General features: G+C 71.1%; 15 protein-coding genes. 9 read left to right on the top strand and 6 right to left on the bottom strand.

Going from position 1 to position 19,627, the window contains the following annotated elements; all coding sequences use genetic code 11:
* Positions 1-30: 30 nt before the first annotated feature.
* Genes ACGFU6_RS34160 through ACGFU6_RS34145 form a run of 4 tightly spaced genes read right to left on the bottom strand, consistent with a single transcriptional unit; the run spans position 31 to position 4,487 of the window.
* Positions 31-681 (bottom strand): ATP/GTP-binding protein, encoded by a 651-nt coding sequence (locus ACGFU6_RS34160; RefSeq protein WP_393616451.1) that lies wholly within the window; start codon positions 679-681, stop codon positions 31-33.
* Complete coding sequence (locus ACGFU6_RS34155) at positions 662-1,075, bottom strand: DUF742 domain-containing protein (protein ID WP_393616450.1); 414 nt, start codon at positions 1,073-1,075, stop codon at positions 662-664. The genes ACGFU6_RS34160 and ACGFU6_RS34155 overlap by 20 nt, the downstream gene beginning before the upstream one ends.
* On the bottom strand, positions 1,072-1,551 hold the full coding sequence (locus ACGFU6_RS34150; RefSeq protein ID WP_123523582.1) for a roadblock/LC7 domain-containing protein: 480 nt from the start codon (positions 1,549-1,551) through the stop codon (positions 1,072-1,074). The genes ACGFU6_RS34155 and ACGFU6_RS34150 overlap by 4 nt, the downstream gene beginning before the upstream one ends.
* Positions 1,548-4,487 carry a nitrate- and nitrite sensing domain-containing protein gene (locus ACGFU6_RS34145; RefSeq protein ID WP_393616449.1) on the bottom strand — a complete coding sequence of 980 codons (2,940 nt, stop codon included), beginning with the start codon at positions 4,485-4,487 and terminating at the stop codon, positions 1,548-1,550. Before ACGFU6_RS34145 ends, ACGFU6_RS34150 begins: the two co-directional genes overlap by 4 nt.
* Before the next feature lie 363 nt (positions 4,488-4,850).
* Between ACGFU6_RS34145 and ACGFU6_RS34140 the strand changes: the two genes are divergently transcribed.
* Positions 4,851-5,636 carry a hypothetical protein gene (locus ACGFU6_RS34140; protein ID WP_393616448.1) on the top strand — a complete coding sequence of 262 codons (786 nt, stop codon included), beginning with the start codon at positions 4,851-4,853 and terminating at the stop codon, positions 5,634-5,636.
* 68 nt (positions 5,637-5,704) lie between these two features.
* On the opposite strand, the gene ACGFU6_RS34135 is transcribed toward ACGFU6_RS34140, so the two are convergent.
* A complete protein-coding gene (locus tag ACGFU6_RS34135; RefSeq protein ID WP_393616447.1) occupies positions 5,705-6,202 on the bottom strand; it encodes a MarR family winged helix-turn-helix transcriptional regulator in 498 nt (165 codons plus the stop codon).
* 224 nt (positions 6,203-6,426) lie between these two features.
* On the opposite strand from ACGFU6_RS34135, the gene ACGFU6_RS34130 reads away from it, so the two are divergent.
* Complete coding sequence (locus ACGFU6_RS34130) at positions 6,427-7,281, top strand: lysozyme (RefSeq protein WP_393616446.1); 855 nt, start codon at positions 6,427-6,429, stop codon at positions 7,279-7,281.
* A gap of 383 nt (positions 7,282-7,664) precedes the next feature.
* Entirely contained in the window at positions 7,665-8,345 is a 681-nt protein-coding gene (locus ACGFU6_RS34125) for a polysaccharide deacetylase family protein (protein WP_260255878.1), read from the top strand.
* A 99-nt stretch (positions 8,346-8,444) separates the two neighbouring features.
* Here ACGFU6_RS34125 and lon read toward each other — a convergent pair whose 3' ends face one another.
* Entirely contained in the window at positions 8,445-10,871 is a 2,427-nt protein-coding gene (gene lon / locus ACGFU6_RS34120) for an endopeptidase La (protein WP_393616445.1), read from the bottom strand.
* A 207-nt stretch (positions 10,872-11,078) separates the two neighbouring features.
* On the opposite strand from lon, the gene ACGFU6_RS34115 reads away from it, so the two are divergent.
* From ACGFU6_RS34115 to ACGFU6_RS34090, 6 genes are all read left to right on the top strand, one after another.
* Entirely contained in the window at positions 11,079-11,693 is a 615-nt protein-coding gene (locus ACGFU6_RS34115; RefSeq protein ID WP_393616444.1) for an isochorismatase family protein, read from the top strand.
* A 50-nt stretch (positions 11,694-11,743) separates the two neighbouring features.
* Positions 11,744-12,562, top strand: coding sequence for a nucleotidyltransferase (locus ACGFU6_RS34110; RefSeq protein WP_393616443.1), 819 nt, complete (start codon positions 11,744-11,746; stop codon positions 12,560-12,562).
* A gap of 143 nt (positions 12,563-12,705) precedes the next feature.
* On the top strand, positions 12,706-13,398 hold the full coding sequence (locus ACGFU6_RS34105) for a spermidine synthase (RefSeq protein WP_393616483.1): 693 nt from the start codon (positions 12,706-12,708) through the stop codon (positions 13,396-13,398).
* A gap of 234 nt (positions 13,399-13,632) precedes the next feature.
* On the top strand, positions 13,633-14,370 hold the full coding sequence (locus ACGFU6_RS34100; RefSeq protein ID WP_014154105.1) for a response regulator transcription factor: 738 nt from the start codon (positions 13,633-13,635) through the stop codon (positions 14,368-14,370).
* The gene (locus ACGFU6_RS34095; protein ID WP_393616442.1) at positions 14,367-15,443 is read left to right on the top strand and encodes an ATP-binding protein; all 1,077 of its coding nucleotides are present in this window, start codon (positions 14,367-14,369) and stop codon (positions 15,441-15,443) included. Before ACGFU6_RS34100 ends, ACGFU6_RS34095 begins: the two co-directional genes overlap by 4 nt.
* A 257-nt stretch (positions 15,444-15,700) precedes the next feature.
* Entirely contained in the window at positions 15,701-19,552 is a 3,852-nt protein-coding gene (locus ACGFU6_RS34090; RefSeq protein ID WP_393616441.1) for a multifunctional oxoglutarate decarboxylase/oxoglutarate dehydrogenase thiamine pyrophosphate-binding subunit/dihydrolipoyllysine-residue succinyltransferase subunit, read from the top strand.
* The last annotated feature ends 75 nt before the right edge of the window (positions 19,553-19,627 follow it).

Here is a 19,627-nt window from a genome sequence, read left to right as displayed (position 1 = left end):
CGCGGTTCTCCGTTGTGTGTGACGTGCGAGCTAATCGGGGGTTACCTCGAGGGCGTGGCCCACCAGGGCCAGCAGGGCCTCGACGACATTGATCTTGTTACGCGCGTCCATGATCACAACAGGTACGTGCGGAGGCACGGTCAGGGCCTCCCTGACGTCCTCGGCCTCGAACCCGGGGGTTCCCTCGAAGTGGTTGACGGCCACGATGTAGGGCAGCCCGCAGCTCTCGAAGTAGTCGAGGGCCGGGAAGCAGTCGGCGAGCCGGCGGGTGTCGGCCATCACGACCGCGCCGATCGCGCCGCGCACCAGGTCGTCCCACATGAACCAGAAGCGCTGCTGGCCCGGGGTGCCGAAGACGTACAGCACGAGGTCGTCGTCGAGCGTGAGACGGCCGAAGTCCATCGCGACGGTCGTGGTGACCTTGTCGGGCGTGGCGCTGAGGTCGTCGGTCTCCTCGCTGGCCCGGGTCATCATCGCTTCGGTCTTCAGCGGGGTGATCTCGGAGACCGAGCCCACGAAGGTGGTCTTTCCGACGCCGAAGCCGCCCGCGACCACTATCTTCGTGGCGACCGGGGCCCTGGTGTGGTCCAGCTGCCAGGCCTGCAGACCTTCGTCGGCCCGGCTCTTCGGCCCCGGCTGACGCGGGGCGAACAGCGGCGACTCAGAGACGACGGAGTCCATTGAGCACCCTTTCGAGCAGTGCGCGGTCGGGCTGGCCGGTGCCGTGCCCGGTCCCGTACACGCGGATCTTTCCCTGGTCGGCCAAGTCGCTGAGCAGTACCCGGACCACGCCGAGCGGCATCTTCAGCAGCGCGGAGATCTCCGCGACGGTACGCATCCGGCGGCAGAGCTCGACGATGGCCCGGAGCTCCGGCATGACGCGCGAGGCGAGGTTGCCGTTGGTCAGTTCGCGTCGCTCGTCGGGCGCTTCGAGCGCGGCCACGAACGTCTCGACGAGCAGGACGTGGCCGAACCGGGTGCGGCCACCGGTCAGCGAGTACGGGCGGACCCGGGCGGGGCGTTTGTCGGCCTTCCGGACGGGGAGCCTGCGGGCGGGTTCGGCGGCGGGGGTCACTGGGCGCTCTCCATCGATTTGCGCAGCTCACTGCGGAGTTCGGGGGTGAGTACGTGGCCGGCACGGCCGACGAAGAGCGCCATGTGGTAGGCGATGACGCTCATGTCGCAGTCGGGGGTGGCGTGCACCCCGAGCAGCGAGCCGTCGCTGATCGACATGACGAAGACGCTGCCTTCCTCCATGGCGACCATGGTCTGCTTGACGCCACCGCCCTCCATCAGCTTCGCGGCGCCGATGGTGAGGCTGCCGATACCGGAGACGATGGTCGCCAGGTCGGCGCTGGAGCCGCGGGGGCCGTCCTGTTTGCCTGCCGCCTGGGCGGCCTGGTGGCCGGGGTCGGAGGAGAGCAGCATCAGACCGTCCGACGAGACGACGGTGACCGAGTGGACCCCTGGCACCTCCTCCACCAGATTGCTCAGCAACCACTGAAGGTTCCGGGCCTCGGTACTCAGCCCGAATGTGCTGGGCGCAGTCAACTGCGTGCCTCCTCGACTGTGTCCCCCGTCTCGTCGGTTCGACCGTCGGTACGGTCGGCCGCCTCAGTGTGGCCTGTACGTGCGGTGCGACCGTCCGGAACGGCCGTCCCCGGCGTGGCGGAACCGGCGATCTCCGCCTCGACGTCCCTGCGGCCGTCCTTCGCGCCCTGGTGGAAGCCGCCCAGCCGGCGGCGCAGGGCGTCCTTGTCCACGCTGCCCTTGCGGTCGGCGGCGGGAGCGGCTGCGGGCGAGACGACCTTGGGGGTGCGCTTGGGCAGCCCCTTGTCGGTGACCGGGTCGGGCTCCGGGTGGCGCGGGCCGGGCACGGCGTCGGCCACGGAGGTGGCGACGGGTGCGGGGACCGGGGCGGGGGTGTTCCCCGGCTGCGGGCCCTCGTCGGCGGCGCGCTCGTGGGCGTCGGGGCCGATGGCGTAGGGGCCGGACGCGAGCGTGGGCTCGGGCCCGTCCCCGAAGGCCGGGGCGTGGGTGAACTCGGGTACGTCGTCGAACTCGGGCACCCTGGGGAGCCGGACCTGCATCGTGGACTCGGACTCGGACTCGGACTCCGGGGCGGGCACGGGTGCGGGCTGCGGCACGGGTGCGGGCTGCGGCTGGGGGGCGGCCACGGCCTGCTCCGGCGCGGGCCCGGCGTCGGCCACGGACTCGGACTCGGACTCGGACTCGGCGATCGTCTGTTCTGCCGCCGCGATCAGCGGGTCACCGGGCAGCGCCAGTGTGCGGCTGGGCAGTGCGTTGGAGTTGGCCTCCGCGACCGAGCCCGGCAGGTTCAGCGTGGGCGCGTCGCCGGGCGCGGTGACCGGCGGCGGGGTGGCGGCCGGCGGCGCCTTCGGCAGCAGGGCCGTGGGCAGTACGACGACCGCCGCCACCCCGTTGCCCTTCTGCTCGCGCAGCTGCACCCGTACCGCGTGGCGCGCGGCCAGCAGCGAGGTCACCTGGAGGCCGAGGCCGGCTCCGTCCGCGTTCTGTTCGCCCGCCTCGAAGAGCGACGGGTCGGCCAGCCGGGTGTTGAGCTCGCCCATCCGCACGGCCGACATGCCGATGCCCTCGTCCTGCACGGAGAGCATCACCTCGCCGCTCTCCAGCAGCCAGCCGGAGAGCTGGACCTGGGAGTCGGGCGGCGAGAACGAGGTCGCGTTCTCCAGGAGTTCCGCGACCAGGTGGCTGAGGTCGTCGGCGGCGAATCCGGCGATCTGGGCGTGCGGCGGCAGGGACTGGATGGTGACCCGCTCGTACCGCTCGATCTCGCTGACCGCCGCGCGCAGAACGTCGACCAGCGGAATCGGGCCGGGGTGCGTGTGCCCGTGCTCGGCGCCCGCGAGGACCAGCATGTTCTCGCTGTGGCGACGCATGACCGTGGCCATGTGGTCGAGCTTGAAGAGGGTGGCGAGCCGGTCCGGGTCCTGCTCGCGCTCCTCCATCGACTCGACGACCCCGAGCTGGCGCTCGACGAGGCCGAGGTTGCGCAGCGAGAGGTTGACGAAGGTGTGGTGGACGGTGTTCTTCAGCTTCTCCAGCTGGGCGGTCAGGTCGGCGGTGTGGACCTGGAGTTCGGCTCGCTGGATGGTGAGCGCCTCGCGGCCGGCGATCAGCTCGGCGCGCTCGCTCTCCAGCTTTCCGAACCGCCCGTTGAACTCGTGGAGCAGTCCGTGCAGCCTGCCGTGCAGGGCGTTGATGGACCGGACGACCTGGGCGAACTCGTCGTTGCGGCCGGTGTAGCGGACCGGTTCGGCGGTCTCGGGCTCCGCCGCCAGACGGGCGGCGCCGATCCGCAGCACGGCGAGCGGCTGGGTGAGGGTGCGGGCCACGGCGGTGGAGACGCCGACGGCGATCAGGAAGCAGCCGCCGAGCAGCGCGATGCGCAGTTCGAGCGCGGTGACGTCGTCGTCGCGGAGCTGCTCCAGCCGCTGGACCTGGGCGGTACCGAGCGCCGACTCGACGCTGCGCATCCGGTCGATCCGGGCGGAGAGCGCCGCCCCGGCCTTCTTGCTGTCGGTCTTCCGGTCGGAGTCGGAGAGCTCGGGGCGGTCGGTGAGCTCGGCGAGGTACTTCTCCGCGTTGTTGACCTCGGGGCCGGTGACGGTGGACGCGAGCTTGTCGCGGGCGGTGGCGCCGGCCGCCTGGTCGAAGTCGGCCAGTGAGGAGAGCTCCCCGACCCTGGCCTGCTGGGCGGCGGCGCTCAGCTCGTCACGGGTGCGGTCGTCCTTCGTCCCGCCCTCGTCCTGCGTCTGGACGGGCAGCCCGGTGAACGGGTCGGTCCGCGTCACCGGTTCCCTGCGGGGAACGGCGAGCGCGGCGAGCAGCAGCCCCCGGGTGGCCGAGGCGTGTTCGGTGGCCTGGCCGAGGGCGAGCGGGGCGCGGCCCGGTCCGGCGGCGCGCGGCGGGGTCTTCTCCGCGAGTTCGTCGGCGAGGCCGTGGAGCTTGGCGATGACCTCGGAGTACGACTGATGGGCCTCCAGCGCCGAGCCCTTGCCGCTGATGGCGTCGCGGCGCAGCGAGGGGATGGTGGAGAGGTCGCGGCGCAGGACTTCGGGGGCCGCGTCGCGGATCTCGTCGACCTGCTGGTCCACGCGGGCGCTCCGGCTCCCGGCGGTGCCGGTCGTGCCGGGCTTGCCCTCCCGGCCGGCGGCGATGTACGCGGTGACCTCGTCGCGCTCGTCAGCGAGGGAGTGCGCCAGCGCGATGGCCTGCTGGTTCAGCTCCGCGAGGGTGACCAGCCGCTGTGAGTCGTTCAGATCGGACGAGGCGCCGAGGGCGGCCGGGGCCCCCGCGGCTATGACGGTGATCCCGACGACCGCGACTCCCGCGACCAGCCGACTGCGTACGCGCACGGTGCGCCCGCCTTCGGCCGGCGCCGAAGACGCCACCTCGGAACCGCTGTTCTTGCCGCCCTTGCTCCGAGGCCGCTTCTTCTGCACCGGTGCTCGCAATCTTGACTCGTCCGCCCTTGAAGCAGAGGTGACGCACGGCCACATGAACGAGCGCCCCGCCCCCTGGTACGGCTTCTGACCATTCCAGTGCTTTTGAGAGGGGGGCGCGCATCAACCGCTCCGCCACTCGAACGAGTGAACAACAATCAAGAGTTGCCGAACAACTCTCCCCACGGGGCCCCAGCGGCACACCTGGACGCCGGGCTGGAACTTCCGGGCAGGCTTTGGCAGGATGCCCGCCCGCACACTTGGCGGAGGGATTACCTCCGCTCCAGCCGCCCGCCTGACCTGGCAGTACGAGTCGGCCCGGGTCCGTGCACGCCTCGTGAAGGCGTCGTGCAGACTGACCGGATGCGTATGGAGCTCGCCACCGCCGCCGGCATTCCCGGGCGCTCGAACGAGGACTGGGCGGCCACCGTGCTGCCCGCTGCCGGCCAGGGCGGAGGGCTCGTCCTGCTCGACGGGGTCACCCCGCCCCCGGGCGAGGACGGTTGTGTGCACTCGGTGCCGTGGTTCACCGCACGGCTCGGCGGCGCGCTGGTCGAACTGTCGGGTTCGCGGCGGGATCTGACCCTCCGGGAGATCCTGGCGGAGTCCATCCGGCGCACCGCCGACACACACCGCTCCCTGTGTGACCTTTCTCACGTACGCACACCGCAGGCAACCGTCGTCATGGTGCGTTGGGACTCGACCGGGATCGAACACCTGGTCCTGTCCGATTCCGTGCTGCTCCTCGAATCACCCGACGGGGCCGTGCGCGCCCTGCTGGACGACCGGCTCGACCGGCTGCCGCCCGGCTCGCTCGTCTCCGACGCGATCGCCGACGCGCAGGTCCGGAACAAGGAGGGCGGCTTCTTCACCGCCGCAGCCGATCCGGCCGTCGCGCAGCGTGCGGTGACGGGGCGTACGCCCCGCGCCGAGGTCCGGGCGGTGGCCGCGATGACGGACGGCGCGAGCCGCTGGACGGAGATGTTCGGCGAGGGCGACTGGACGGCCTGCCTCGGGGTGCTGCGCAAGGAGGGGCCCCAGGGGCTGATCGACCGGGTCCGGGCCCTGGAGGACGCGGACACCGACCGTACGCGGCTGCGGCGGAGCAAGACGCACGACGACGCGACGGCGGTCTACGCGGAGCTGTGAGCGGGCCCGGGGCGCTTCCGTAAGAGGTGAGGCGGCCGGTCGCCCGCCGCGCCGGGTACGTACCGCTCTCAGTCCTCCGCGCGGGCGTTCAAGTGATGCAGCAACCGGGCCAGTTCCGCGACCTCCGCCCGGTCCCAGTCCGCGAACTTGCGCACGTACTGGTCCCGGCGGGCGTCGCGGACGCGCCGGAAGCGGTCGAGGCCCTCGTCGGTGAGGCGGACGAGGAAGGCCCGGCCGTCGGCCGGATCGGGCTCGCGCGCCACCAGTCCGAGGTTCTCGAGGGCGCGCAGTTGACGGCTCATGGTGGCCTTGCCGACCCCGAAGTACGAGGCGAGGTCCGTGGCCCGCTGCCGCCCCGCCGACTCCAGGCGCACGAAGAGTCCGTAGGCGGCGGCCTCCAGCTCCGGGTGGACCTCACGCGCCATCTCGCCCGAATTCGCCCGCGCCCGGCGCAGGAACACCGCCAACTCCAGCTCCAGGGCAAGGAATTCGTGGTCCACACCACTCGCCCCGGCTGCGCCGGGTTCACTCCCTCTTTCGCTCCCGTGCACGTCAACACCCCTCATGAGCTTTCCTGCCGCTGAAAGTTTCTTTCACCGCTGGTCATCGCCGCAGCTCCGTCAGTATTTCGCAGGAGTAGACCAACGGCACCGCCCTGGCCCTCTTCCGCCGCACGGGTCTACGTGCGTAGCGTCATGCATGGCATGTTCACACCATGACGTGTCACCAGGGGTGCGCCCGCCGGTCCCTGAGTCAGCAGATCCCCCCACTGAGGCCTCGGAGGCACGCAATGCCCGTGCACAGATCCGGCTCAATGACCACCCGCCGCTCGCGCTTCGCAGCCGCGGGAACTCTGCTCGCAGCACTCTCCCTCCTCATCACCCTGCCGGGCGCCGCGGGCGCCGCGGGCAACCCTGCCACCGGCGACCCCACGAAGCCCGCCCGGGGCTCGGCCACCATGGGCATGGGCGTCGCCGCCCACGACGGCCGGGGCGGACCGCCGGCCGACACCCGCGCCGTCCAGACCGAGGGCGTGGACGTCAGCGGCCACCAGAACGCCGTGAACTGGGCCGCCCTCTGGAGCAGCGGCGTCAAGTGGGCCTACGTCAAGGCCAGCGAGGGCACGTACTACACGAACGAGGACTTCACCCAGCAGTACAACGGTTCGTACAACGTCGGCATGATCCGGGGCTCGTACCACTTCGCCACTCCGGACACGACGAGCGGCGCCGTCCAGGCCAACTACTTCGTGGACCACGGCGGCGGCTGGTCCAAGGACGGCCGGACGCTGCCGGGCGCCCTCGACATCGAGTGGAATCCGTACGGCGACCAGTGCTACGGCAAGTCCCCGGCCGCGATGGTCTCCTGGATCCGCGACTTCGTGAACACCTACAAGGCGCGCACCGGACGCGACGCGGTCATCTACACCGCGACGAGCTGGTGGCAGACCTGCACGGGCAACAACGCGGGCTTCGGTACCACCAACCCGCTCTGGGTGGCCCGTTACAACACCACGGTCGGCGCGCTCCCGGCCGGCTGGGGCTTCTACACGATGTGGCAGTACACCTCGACCGGCCCCACCGTCGGCGACCACAGCCACTTCAACGGCGCCCTCGACCGCGTACAGGCGCTGGCCAACGGCTGAGCCACCACGCGCCGGTCTCCACCCGGCGCACCCTCCCCGCACGAGAACCCGGCGACGCACCCCGTCGCCGGGTTCCTGCGGCTGCGCCGCCTTCGCCGCCCCGGGGATACGTGACGGCCAGGACGCGCCGCTCACCGAACGCGCGCCACCGTGCCTCGGACCCGGATGCCCCGCCTGACCAGGCATTCCCTCTCACAGGGAGGCGGACGCCCCGCTATACACGCCATGTATACGCGGTGTGTATAGTCCGTCCGGACGCACGCCGTGTGCGCCGTTCAGCCACGAGGGAGTGACCTGCCTTGCCCAGTAGGACGAAGTCGATCGGTACGGGGTTGGCCGTCGCCCTTGTGACGGCCCTCACCCTCACGCTCAGCGGCTGCTCGATGGAGACCACCGCCCCCGGCTCCGCACGCGCCGACGCCGCCTCGGACTCCAAGGGGTCGTTCGGCCCGGTGGACTGCCGCAAGGCCAAGTGCATAGCCCTGACCTTCGACGCGGGCCCGGCCGAGGACACCCCCCACCTGCTGGACATACTCAAGAAGGAGAAGGTCCACGCGACCTTCTTCCTGCTGGGCAAGAACCACGTGAAGAAGCACCCCGACACCGTCCGCCGGATCGAGGCCGAGGGTCACGAGGTGGCCAACCACACCTGGTCGCACGAGATCCTGACGGACAAGAAGCCCGCCGAGATACGGGCCGAGCTGGAGAAGACGCAGGACGCGATAGCGGCGATCACCGGCAAGAAGCCGAGGCTGATGCGCCCGCCGCAGGGCCGCACGGACGACACCGTCTCCAACATCAGCAAGGACCTCGGGCTCTCCCAGATCCTGTGGAGCGCCACCGCCAAGGACTACTCGACGACGGACTCCGCACTGATCAAGAAGCGGATCCTGGACCAGGCGAGCAAGGACGGCATCATCCTGCTGCACGACATCTACAAGGGCTCCGTGCCCGCGGTGCCCGGCATCATCGACGCGCTGAAGAAGCAGGGCTACACCTTCGTGACGGTCCCCCAGCTGATGGCGCCCGCCGAGCCGGTGCCGGGCACGATCTACCGCCCCTGAGCCTCCCGGGCACGCGAAACGGCCCGCCTCCCCGCGAGGGGAGGACGGGCCGTCCGTACCGGCCGCGCCCGTGGTGCCGCGCCCGTCACTGCGCGGCGCCTACGCGGCGGCCGGGATCCTGCGCTCCGCCGGAGCCGACGCCGGGGCGAGCGCGATCTCCAGCACCTGGCGGACGTCGGTGACCGGGTGGACCTCCAGGGTGTCCAGCACCTCGGCGGGGACGTCGTCCAGATCCGCCTCGTTGCGCTGCGGGATCACCACGGTGGTGATGCCCGCGCGGTGGGCGGCGAGCAGCTTCTGCTTCAGGCCGCCGATCGGCAGCACCCGTCCGGTCAGCGACACCTCACCGGTCATCGCCACATCGGTGCGGACGAGGCGTCCGGAGAGCAGCGAGGCCAGGGCGGTCGTCAGGGTGATGCCCGCGCTCGGGCCGTCCTTGGGCACGGCGCCCGCCGGGAAGTGGATGTGCACGCCCCGGTCCTTCAGGTCCGCGACCGGCAGTTCCAGCTCCGCGCCGTGCGAGCGCAGGAAGCTGAGCGCGATCTGCGCGGACTCCTTCATGACGTCGCCGAGCTGGCCGGTGAGGGTCAGTCCGGAGGCGCCGGTCTCCGGGTCGGCGAGGGACGCCTCCACGAAGAGGACGTCGCCGCCGGCCCCGGTCACCGCGAGTCCGGTGGCCACACCGGGCACCGCGGTGCGGCGCTCGGCCGGGTCCTGCGCGGACTCCGGGACGTGGTGCGGCCGCCCGATGAGCGCGCGCAGGTGCTCGTCGGCCACCGTGAACGGCAGCTCCCGGTCGCCCAGTTCGTGCTGGGCCGCGACCTTGCGCAGCAGCCGGGCCACGGACCGCTCCAGGTTCCGTACCCCTGCCTCACGGGTGTACTCGCCGGCCAGCTTGCGCAGCGCCGACTCGTCGAGGGTGACCTCGTCCTTCTCCAGACCGGCCCGTTCCAGCTGGCGCGGGAGCAGGTGGTCGCGGGCGATGACGACCTTCTCGTCCTCGGTGTAGCCGTCGAGCCTGACCAGCTCCATCCGGTCGAGCAGGGCCTCCGGGATGGCTTCCAGGACGTTCGCGGTGGCCAGGAAGACGACGTCGCTGAGGTCGAGTTCGACCTCCAGGTAGTGGTCGCGGAAGGTGTGGTTCTGGGCCGGGTCGAGTACTTCGAGCAGGGCGGCGGCCGGGTCGCCCCGGTAGTCGGAGCCGACCTTGTCGATCTCGTCGAGCAGGACGACCGGGTTCATCGAACCGGCCTCCTTGATGGCGCGGACGATGCGCCCGGGGAGCGCGCCGACGTAGGTGCGCCGGTGGCCCCGGATCTCCGCCTCGTCCCGGACACCGCCGAGCGCGACGCGGACGAACTTGCGGCCCATGGCGTGTGCCACGGACTCCCCCAGCGAGGTCTTGCCCACGCCGGGCGGGCCCACCAGAGCCAGTACGGCACCGCCGCGCCGCCCGCCGACGACGCCCAGACCTCGGTCCGCGCGCCGCTTGCGCACCGCGAGGTACTCGGTGATGCGCTCCTTCACGTCCTGGAGACCCGCGTGTTCGGCGTCGAGGATCTCCTGGGCGCCGCGGATGTCGTAGGCGTCCTCGGTCCGCTCGGTCCACGGGAGTTCGAGGACGGTGTCGAGCCAGGTCCTGATCCAGGAGCCCTCGGGGCTCTGGTCGGAGGAGCGCTCCAGCTTGTCGACCTCCTTGAGCGCGGCCTCGCGGACGTGCTCGGGAAGGTCGGCGGCCTCGACGCGGGCCCGGTAGTCGTCGGACTCGTCGCCGGAGCCGGAGTCGCCGTTCAGTTCGGAGAGTTCCTTGCGCACGGCGTCGAGCTGGCGCCGCAGCAGGAACTCGCGCTGCTGCTTGTCGACGCCCTCCTGGACGTCCTTGGCGATGGACTCCGCGACGTCCTGTTCCGCGAGGTGTTCACCGAGCCACTGGATGGCGAGCTTCAGCCTGGCGACCGGGTCGGCGGTCTCCAGCAGCCGCACCTTCTGGGCGGTGGTCAGGAAGGGGGAGTATCCGGAGTTGTCGGCGAGCGTGGAGATGTCCTCGATCTGCTGGACCCGGTCCACGACCTGCCAGGCACCGCGCTGCTTCAGCCAGCTGGTGGCGAGCGCCTTGTACTCCTTGGCCAGCTCGGCGGCGGCCCCGGGAAGGGGGTCGGGGGCCGAAGCGTCGACCCGGGTGCCCTCCACCCAGAGCGCGGAGCCCGGTCCGTTGGTCCCGGCGCCGATCCGTACCCGGCCGCGCCCTCGGATCAGCGCGCCGAGGTCCCCGTCGGAGAGCCGTCCGACCTGTTCGACGGTGCCGATGACACCGATGCCGGTGTAGGTGCCGTCGATGCGCGGGACGAGCAGCACCTCGGGCTTGCCGCCGTCCTCGCGGGCGACGGACTGCGCGGACTCCACGGCGGCGCGTACGTCGGTGTCGGACAGGTCCAGAGGTACCACCATTCCGGGCAGCACGACCTCGTCGTCGAGCGGCAGCACAGGCAGGGTGAGCGGTGTGACCGCATTGGACTCAGTAGCCATGATCTCCCCTTCGGCAGTCAAGTTGAGCTATGCAGACTCAATGCTCCTGAGCCTTTCAATGTTCCCCGGGAGGTGTTCGCTGTGAGCGATCAGCGGGTGACCAGGGGACGACTGCCTCCGTGTGCTCTTCGTGCAACACCGGGAGGCGCTCGCGAAATCCCGTGAAATCCCATGGAAGGCGCGGGCCACGCCGGACAGGATGACGCCATGAACGAATTCGCTCCCCCCTCGCAGGCCCTGCTGGTCGTGGACGTCCAGAAGGCGGGGGTGACGGGCGAGCGGGCGGTGCCCGGCGCGGCCGGACTCCTGGAGCGGGTCGCGGACCTGATCGCCGGCGCCCGCGACGCCGGTGCGCTGGTCGTCCACCTACAGAACGACGGCGCCCCCGGCTCGGGCGACGAGCCGCACACCCCGGGCTGGGAGCTGCACCTTCCCGTCGGGGACGGCCCTGCGGAGGCGGTGATCCGCAAGACGAGGGACGACGGCTTCGCGGACACCGGCCTGGGAGAGCTGCTGGCCGGCGCGGGGGCCGAGTCGCTCGTCGTGTGCGGGGTGATGTCGGAGATGTGCGTCCAGGCCACCGCCCGCACCGCCCTGGCCCTGGGCTACCGGGTCGTCCTGCCGTACGACGCCCACGCGACGCAGGACATCCCGGCCGCCCCCGGCATCAGCGCCGCGGTCCCGGCCGCCGTGGTGTCCCGGGTCGCGGCGTGGGCGATCAGCGCCGACGCGGAGGTCACCGCCCGGACCGCGGACGTCACGTTCACCGCGCCGCCGGGGACACCGCGGGAGCCCGCCGGAGAGCGCCCGGCAAGCCCCTGACGACGGTAAATGGGTTCGGCGCGGGCCCACCGGCAGGGCAGAGTGCCCGTATGAACGAGGACAGAGGGCTGGAACCGGACGGCACGATCGCCCGGGAGGGATCGCTGAACCGCGTGCCGGAGCGGTTCGCACCGGTCGTGGCGGCGGCCCGTGCCCGGATCTCCGAGGTGTTCGGCCCCGACCGGCTGGACAGCGCGTACATCTACGGCAGCATCCCGCGCGGCACCGCCGTCCCCGGCGTCTCCGATCTGGACATCCAGCTCTCCCTGCGCGCCGGACCCACCAGGGCGGACCGGGCCGACGCCGACGCCCTCGAAGCCGGGCTCGACGCGTCGTTCGACGAGATCGACGGCGTCGGCATCCTGCTGTCCGGCAGGGACACCCTGCTCAGCGAGCTCGAACGCCACGACATGGGCTTCTTCATCTCCTGCCTGTGCACCCCGCTGCTCGGCGCCGACCTCGCCGAACTGCTGCCGCGCTACCGCCCGACCTCGCTGCTCGCCCGGGAGACCAACGGCGACCTGTGCCTGCTGCTGCCGCGCTGGCACGAACGGGCGGCCGGGGCCATGACGGACACCGAACGCCGCGCCATGAACCGAGGCGTCGCCCGCCGGATCGTGCGGACGGGCTTCACGCTGGTGATGCCGAGGTGGGGCGGCTGGACCAGCGATCTGACCGAGTGCGCCGAACTCTTCGCCCGTTACTACCCCCACGTGCCCGCACGGGCGGAACAGATGCGGCTCGCCGCCCGCACGGGCCGCACCCCGACCGCCGACCCGGCCGTCCTGTCGGTGCTCGTCGACGACCTGGCCCCGTGGCTGGCGGCCGAGCACGTCGCGGTGCACGGCGAGAAGACCCCGCGCCCCTGACCCGGACGGGCCTCGGCAGGAGGGCGCCGGCCGCCGCCCGAACGGGCAATCCGCTGGCCCGGCGGCTCCCGGGCGGGCGAGTATGTACGCGATACCGACCGGCGGTGACCCACCCGTCGACCAACCCACCGGAGACCCCCGCCATGCACCACGCCTACGGCCCCGACGCCCTCGCCCCCGTCACCCTCGACCGCCGCGAGGGGCCGTACGGGGAGGCCGTCCTGCGCAGGCGGGGCGACGACTTCGAGATCATCGCCAACGGGTGCTTCCTGATGGACACCTCGGACGGGCGCTCCGAGCGGCTGCTGATCGACGCCGCGCTCGCCGCGCTGCCCGCCGGCCGGACCGCCCCGGCGGTGCTCATCGGCGGACTCGGCGTCGGGTTCTCGCTCGTACGGGCCGCCGAGGAGCCGCGGTGGGGGCGGATCGCGGTGGTGGAGCGGGAGCCGGCCATCGTGGACTGGCACCTGGGCGGGCCGCTGGCCGGGATCTCGGGGGAGGCGCTGGCCGATCCGCGGACCGCGATCCTGACCGCCGATCTCGTAGCCCACCTCCGTACCACTACGGAACGTTACGACGCACTGTGTCTGGACATCGACAACGGGCCGGACTGGACCGTCACCGAGGACAACGGCAACCTCTACTCCCCCGCCGGGCTGGCCGACTGCCTTCGCTGCCTCACCTCCGGCGGAGTACTCGCGGTGTGGTCCGCGCAGCCGTCCGCGGAGTTCGAGGCGGCCCTGCGCGATGCCGGGTTCCAGGGGGTTCGGACCGAAGAGGTAGGGGTTGCCCGAGGTGTGCCCGACGTGGTCCATCTCGCAATTCGCACCGACTGAGACCCCCCGCCGGGTATCCGGGCCCCTGGGACGCCCGGGGGCCAAGCGCCACAAGAGCGACACTCCGCCTCCTTCGCATGGCCGGTACGCCCTCATGCCCTTGCACCCTGCGTAGCCGAAAACCGTCCGCTGCCTTTACGCTGCTGACCGATAACGGGATCTCCCGCGAAATTCACAAGCGATAACCGTGCGTCCGGGGGAATGGCCCCCGCGAGAACGGGCAGGGGCGGGGCGATGGAACAGACACACACCACCCACAACGGTGTCGCGGCCACCCCGGGCGCTCAGCGCCGCGTGCTGGTGGTCGAGGACGACGCGACGATCGTCGACGCCATTTCCGCCCGGCTGCGGGCCGAGGGCTTCCTGGTGCAGACCGCGCTCGACGGCCCCGCGGCCGTCGACGCGGCCGAGGCCTGGCAGCCGGATCTGATGGTGCTCGACATCATGCTGCCCGGCTTCGACGGGCTGGAGGTCTGCCGCCGCGTGCAGGCCCAGCGCCCGGTGCCGGTCCTGATGCTGACCGCCCGGGACGACGAGACCGACATGCTCGTCGGCCTCGGGGTCGGCGCCGACGACTACATGACCAAGCCGTTCTCCATGCGTGAGCTGGCGGCCCGGGTGCACGTACTGCTGCGCCGCGTCGAGCGGGCCGCGCTGGCCGCCGTGACGCCGCGCAGCGGCATACTGCGCCTCGGCGAGCTGGAGATCGACCACGCGCAGCGCCGGGTGCGGGTGCGGGCGGACGACGTCCACCTGACGCCGACCGAGTTCGACCTGCTGGTCTGCCTGGCCAACACCCCGCGTGCGGTGCTCTCCCGGGAGCAGCTGCTGGCCGAGGTCTGGGACTGGGCGGACGCCTCGGGCACCCGGACCGTCGACAGCCACATCAAGGCGCTGCGCCGGAAGATCGGCGCGGAGCGCATCCGTACCGTGCACGGCGTCGGCTACGCCCTGGAGACCCCGGCACCATGACCGCGCCCGGACCGGGGCTGCGGCCGTTCTCGATCAAGGCCAAGCTGGGCACGCTCGTCGTGGTCTCGGTCTTCATCACGACCGGGCTGCTGATGGTGGCCCTGCGTACGCGCACCGAGCTGCGGTTCATCACGGTGTTCTCGGTCATCGCGACCCTGCTGATCACCCAGTTCGTGGCGCACGGCCTGACCGCGCCGCTGGACGAGATGCGGGCCGTGGCCCGGTCGATCTCGCACGGCGACTACACCAGACGGGTGAGCGGCGCCGACCGGCGTGACGAGCTGGGCGATCTGGCCCAGACGATCAACCTGATGGCGGACGACCTGGCGGCCGTGGACCGGCACCGCAAGGAGCTGGTGGCGAATGTCTCACATGAGCTGCGCACCCCCATCGCGGCACTGAGAGCCGTGCTGGAGAACGTCGTGGACGGGGTGTCCTCGCCCGATCCGGAGACGATGCGCACCGCCCTCAAACAGACCGAGCGGCTCGGCAGGCTGGTGGAGACGCTGCTGGACCTGTCGCGGCTGGACAACGGCGTCGTCACGCTGAAGGCCCGCCGTTTCGAGGTGTGGCCGTATCTGTCGGGGGTGCTGAAGGAGGCGAACCTGGCCGCCGGGCACCGCCGGCTGTCCTCGGGCTCCGGGAACTCCACCCGTAAGGACGTCCACCTGCATCTGGACGTGTCCCCGCCCGAGCTGACCGCGCACGCGGACGCCGAGCGGCTGCACCAGGTGGTGGCGAACCTGATCGACAACGCGGTGAAGCACAGCCCCCCGCACGGCCGGGTCACGGTGCGCGCCCGGCGCGGCGCCCAGCCCGAGTCGCTGCACCTGGAGGTCGTGGACGAGGGCCCCGGTATTCCGGAGTCCGAGCGGCACCGGGTCTTCGAGCGTTTCAACCGTGGCGACGTGACGTCCCCGCACGGGCCGGGCAGCGACGGCGGTACGGGGCTGGGTCTGGCGATCGCCCGCTGGGCGGTGGATCTGCACGGCGGACGGATCGGTGTGGCCGAATCGGCTCGCGGATGCCGCATCCGCGTCACTCTTCCGGGGATTCATCAACCGCGAGGTTGACATAGGGTTCGAACCGGAAGGGCACGTTCTGCGTGTTCTGTTCAAGGGGTACGGTCCAAGGGGCCGTAACAGCGGTCTCGCGTACCCGGAGCAATGCGGAACCAAGCTTGTTTCCCGCCATTTCCTGCGCCGAAACCCGACTTTCGATGTGACTTGCACGACGAAGACCGGCCCGGTCCGCATGGAACGGTCCGGGAGGCGTAGCCTTGATTTCCGCTGTCCACCACCTTGTGAAGCGGAAGAGGGCGGTTGCCGCCGTGTCGTCTCAGTCCCCCAGTAACTCGAGCATCTCGACCGACCAAGCCAGCCCGGGTTCGAACCCGGCTGCTGCGTTCGGCCCCAATGAGTGGCTCGTCGACGAGATCTACCAGCAGTACCTCCAGGATCCCAATTCGGTCGATCGCGCCTGGTGGGACTTCTTCGCCGACTACAAGCCGGGTACGTCCGGCACGGCGGACAAGCCCGTTCCCGGCGCCGCAGCCGCGGGGGCTGCGGCGCCCACGGCTCCGGCCGTGACCGCGCCGACCGCCACCGACCACACCGCCCCGGCCGCTCCGGCGCAGCCCGCTGCCCAGGCCGCCCCGGCCCCGGCAGCACCCGCTGCCCCGGCGCCCGCGCCTGCCGCTCCGGCGGCTCCGGCCGCTCCGGCGAAGGCGGCTCCGGCTCCGGCTCCGGCTCCGGCCAAGGCCGCTCCGGCCCCGGCCGCCAAGGCCGCCGCCGAACCGGCCGCCGAGGCCCCTGCCGGGCCGGAGTACGTGACGCTGCGCGGCCCCTCCGCCGCGGTCGCGAAGAACATGAACGCCTCGCTGGAGCTGCCGACGGCCACGTCCGTGCGCGCCGTCCCGGTGAAGCTGCTCTTCGACAACCGCATCGTCATCAACAACCACCTCAAGCGCGCCCGGGGCGGGAAGATCTCCTTCACGCACCTCATCGGGTACGCGATGGTGCAGGCCCTCAAGGCCATGCCGGCGATGAACTACTCCTTCGCCACCAAAGACGGCAAGCCGACCCTGGTCAAGCCGGAGCACGTCAACCTCGGCCTGGCCATCGACCTGGTGAAGCCGAACGGCGACCGCCAGCTGGTCGTCGCGGCCATCAAGAAGGCCGAGACGCTCAACTTCTTCGAGTTCTGGCAGGCCTACGAGGACATCGTCCGCCGGGCCCGCAACGGCAAGCTCGGCATGGACGACTTCTCCGGAGTCACCGCCTCGCTGACCAACCCCGGCGGCATCGGCACCGTCCACTCGGTGCCCCGCCTGATGCCCGGACAGGGCCTCATCATGGGTGTCGGCGCGATGGACTACCCGGCCGAGTTCCAGGGCACCTCGCAGGACACCCTGAACAAGCTGGGCATCTCGAAGGTCATGACCCTGACCTCGACGTACGACCACCGGGTCATCCAGGGCGCCGCCTCCGGCGAGTTCCTGCGGATCCTGTCCCAGCTGCTGCTCGGCGAGAACGACTTCTACGACGAGATCTTCAAGGCGCTGCGCATCCCCTACGAGCCGGTCCGCTGGCTCAAGGACATCGACGCCTCGCACGACGACGACGTCACCAAGGCCGCGCGGGTCTTCGAGCTGATCCACTCCTACCGGGTCCGCGGCCACGTCATGGCCGACACCGACCCGCTGGAGTACCGCCAGCGCAAGCACCCCGACCTGGACATCACCGAGCACGGCCTCACCCTGTGGGACCTGGAGCGGGACTTCGCCGTCGGCGGCTTCGCCGGGCAGACCCTGATGAAGCTCCGCGACATCCTCGGTGTGCTGCGTGAGTCGTACTGCCGCACCACCGGCATCGAGTTCATGCACATCCAGGACCCGAAGGAGCGCAAGTGGCTCCAGGACCGGGTGGAGCGTCCGCGCCCCGCGCCGGAGCGCGAGGAGCAGCTGCGGATCCTGCGCCGCCTCAACGCCGCCGAGGCGTTCGAGACGTTCCTGCAGACCAAGTACGTCGGCCAGAAGCGGTTCTCGCTGGAGGGCGGCGAGTCCGTCATCCCGCTGCTCGACGCGGTCATCGACTCCGCGGCCGAGGCGCGCCTCGACGAGGTCGTCATCGGCATGGCCCACCGCGGCCGGCTGAACGTCCTGGCGAACATCGTCGGCAAGTCGTACGCGCAGATCTTCCGTGAGTTCGAGGGCAACCTCGACCCCCGGTCGATGCACGGCTCCGGTGACGTGAAGTACCACCTGGGCGCCGAGGGCACCTTCACCGGTCTGGACGGCGAGCAGATCAAGGTCTCGCTGGCCGCCAACCCCTCGCACCTGGAGGCGGTCGACCCGGTCCTGGAGGGCATCGCCCGCGCCAAGCAGGACATCATCAACAAGGGCGGCACGGACTTCACCGTCCTGCCCGTCGCGCTCCACGGCGACGCGGCCTTCGCGGGCCAGGGCGTCGTCGCCGAGACGCTCAACATGTCGCAGCTGCGCGGCTACCGCACCGGCGGCACCGTGCACGTGGTGATCAACAACCAGGTCGGCTTCACCGCCGCCCCGGAGTCCTCGCGCTCCTCGATGTACGCGACGGACGTCGCGCGCATGATCGAGGCGCCGATCATCCACGTCAACGGCGACGACCCGGAGGCCGTGGTCCGCGTCGCGCGGCTCGCCTTCGAGTACCGGCAGACGTTCAACAAGGACGTCGTCATCGACCTCATCTGCTACCGCCGCCGCGGTCACAACGAGGGCGACAACCCGGAGTTCACCAACCCGCAGATGTACACGCTGATCGACAAGAAGCGCTCGGTGCGCAAGCTCTACACCGAGTCCCTCATCGGTCGCGGCGACATCACGCTGGAGGAGGCCGAGCAGGCGCTCCAGGACTTCCAGGGCCAGCTGGAGAAGGTCTTCGCGGAGGTCCGCGAGGCCACCTCCGCGCCGTCCCAGCCGCACGTCCCGGACGTCCAGGCCGAGTTCCCGGTGGCCGTGACCACCGCGGTCTCCTCGGAGGTCGTGAAGCTGATCGCCGAGTCGCAGGTCAACATCCCCGACTCGGTCACCGTCCACCCGCGCCTGATGCCGCAGATGCAGCGCCGGGCCGCCTCGGTGGACAACGGCACCATCGACTGGGGCATGGGCGAGACGCTCGCCATCGGTTCGCTGCTGATGGAGGGCACCCCGGTCCGGCTCGCCGGCCAGGACACCCGCCGCGGCACCTTCGGCCAGCGGCACGCGGTGCTCGTCGACCAGAAGACCGGCGAGGACTACACCCCGCTGCTCTACCTCTCCGAGGACCAGGCCCGTTACAACGTCTACGACTCGCTGCTCAGCGAGTACGCGGCGATGGGCTTCGAGTACGGCTACTCGCTGGCCCGCCCGGAGTCGCTGGTCATCTGGGAGGCCCAGTTCGGTGACTTCGTCAACGGCGCGCAGACCGTCGTGGACGAGTTCATCTCCTCGGCCGAGCAGAAGTGGGGCCAGACCTCCGGCGTCACGCTGCTGCTGCCGCACGGCTACGAGGGCCAGGGCCCGGACCACTCGTCCGCCCGCCCGGAGCGCTTCCTCCAGATGTGCGCGCAGGACAACATGACGGTCGCCATGCCGACGCTGCCGTCGAACTACTTCCACCTCCTGCGGTGGCAGGTCCACAACCCGCACCACAAGCCGCTGATCGTCTTCACCCCGAAGTCGATGCTCCGGCTGAAGGCGGCCGCGTCGAAGGCGGAGGAGTTCACCACCGGTGGCTTCCGTCCGGTGATCGGCGACGAGTCGGTCGACCCGAACGCGGTCCGCAAGGTCGTCTTCTGCGCCGGCAAGGTCTACTACGACCTGGAAGCCGAGCGCGAGAAGCGTGGCGTGACGGACACCGCGATCATCCGCCTCGAGCGCCTGTACCCGCTGCCGGGTGCCGAGCTCCAGGCCGAGATCGCCAAGTACCCGAACGCCGAGAAGTACCTGTGGACCCAGGAGGAGCCGGCCAACCAGGGCGCATGGCCGTTCATCGCCCTGAACCTGATCGACCACCTGGATCTGGCCGTCGGCGCCGACGTCCCGCACGGTGAGCGCCTGCGCCGCATCTCGCGGCCGCGCGGCTCCTCCCCCGCGGTCGGCTCGGCCAAGCGTCACCAGGCCGAGCAGACCCAGCTGCTGGACGAGGTCTTCGAGGCCTGACCGGCACAGTACGAACCGGGGGCCCGGTACCGCGAGACCGTCGCGGTGCCGGGCCCCCGGCGTTGCGTCGGGCCG

It is taken from the genome of Streptomyces sp. NPDC048462 (genome assembly GCF_043200175.1).
Taxonomy (GTDB): Bacteria; Actinomycetota; Actinomycetes; order Streptomycetales; family Streptomycetaceae; genus Streptomyces.
This window is presented reverse-complemented; position numbering and strand designations above follow the sequence as displayed.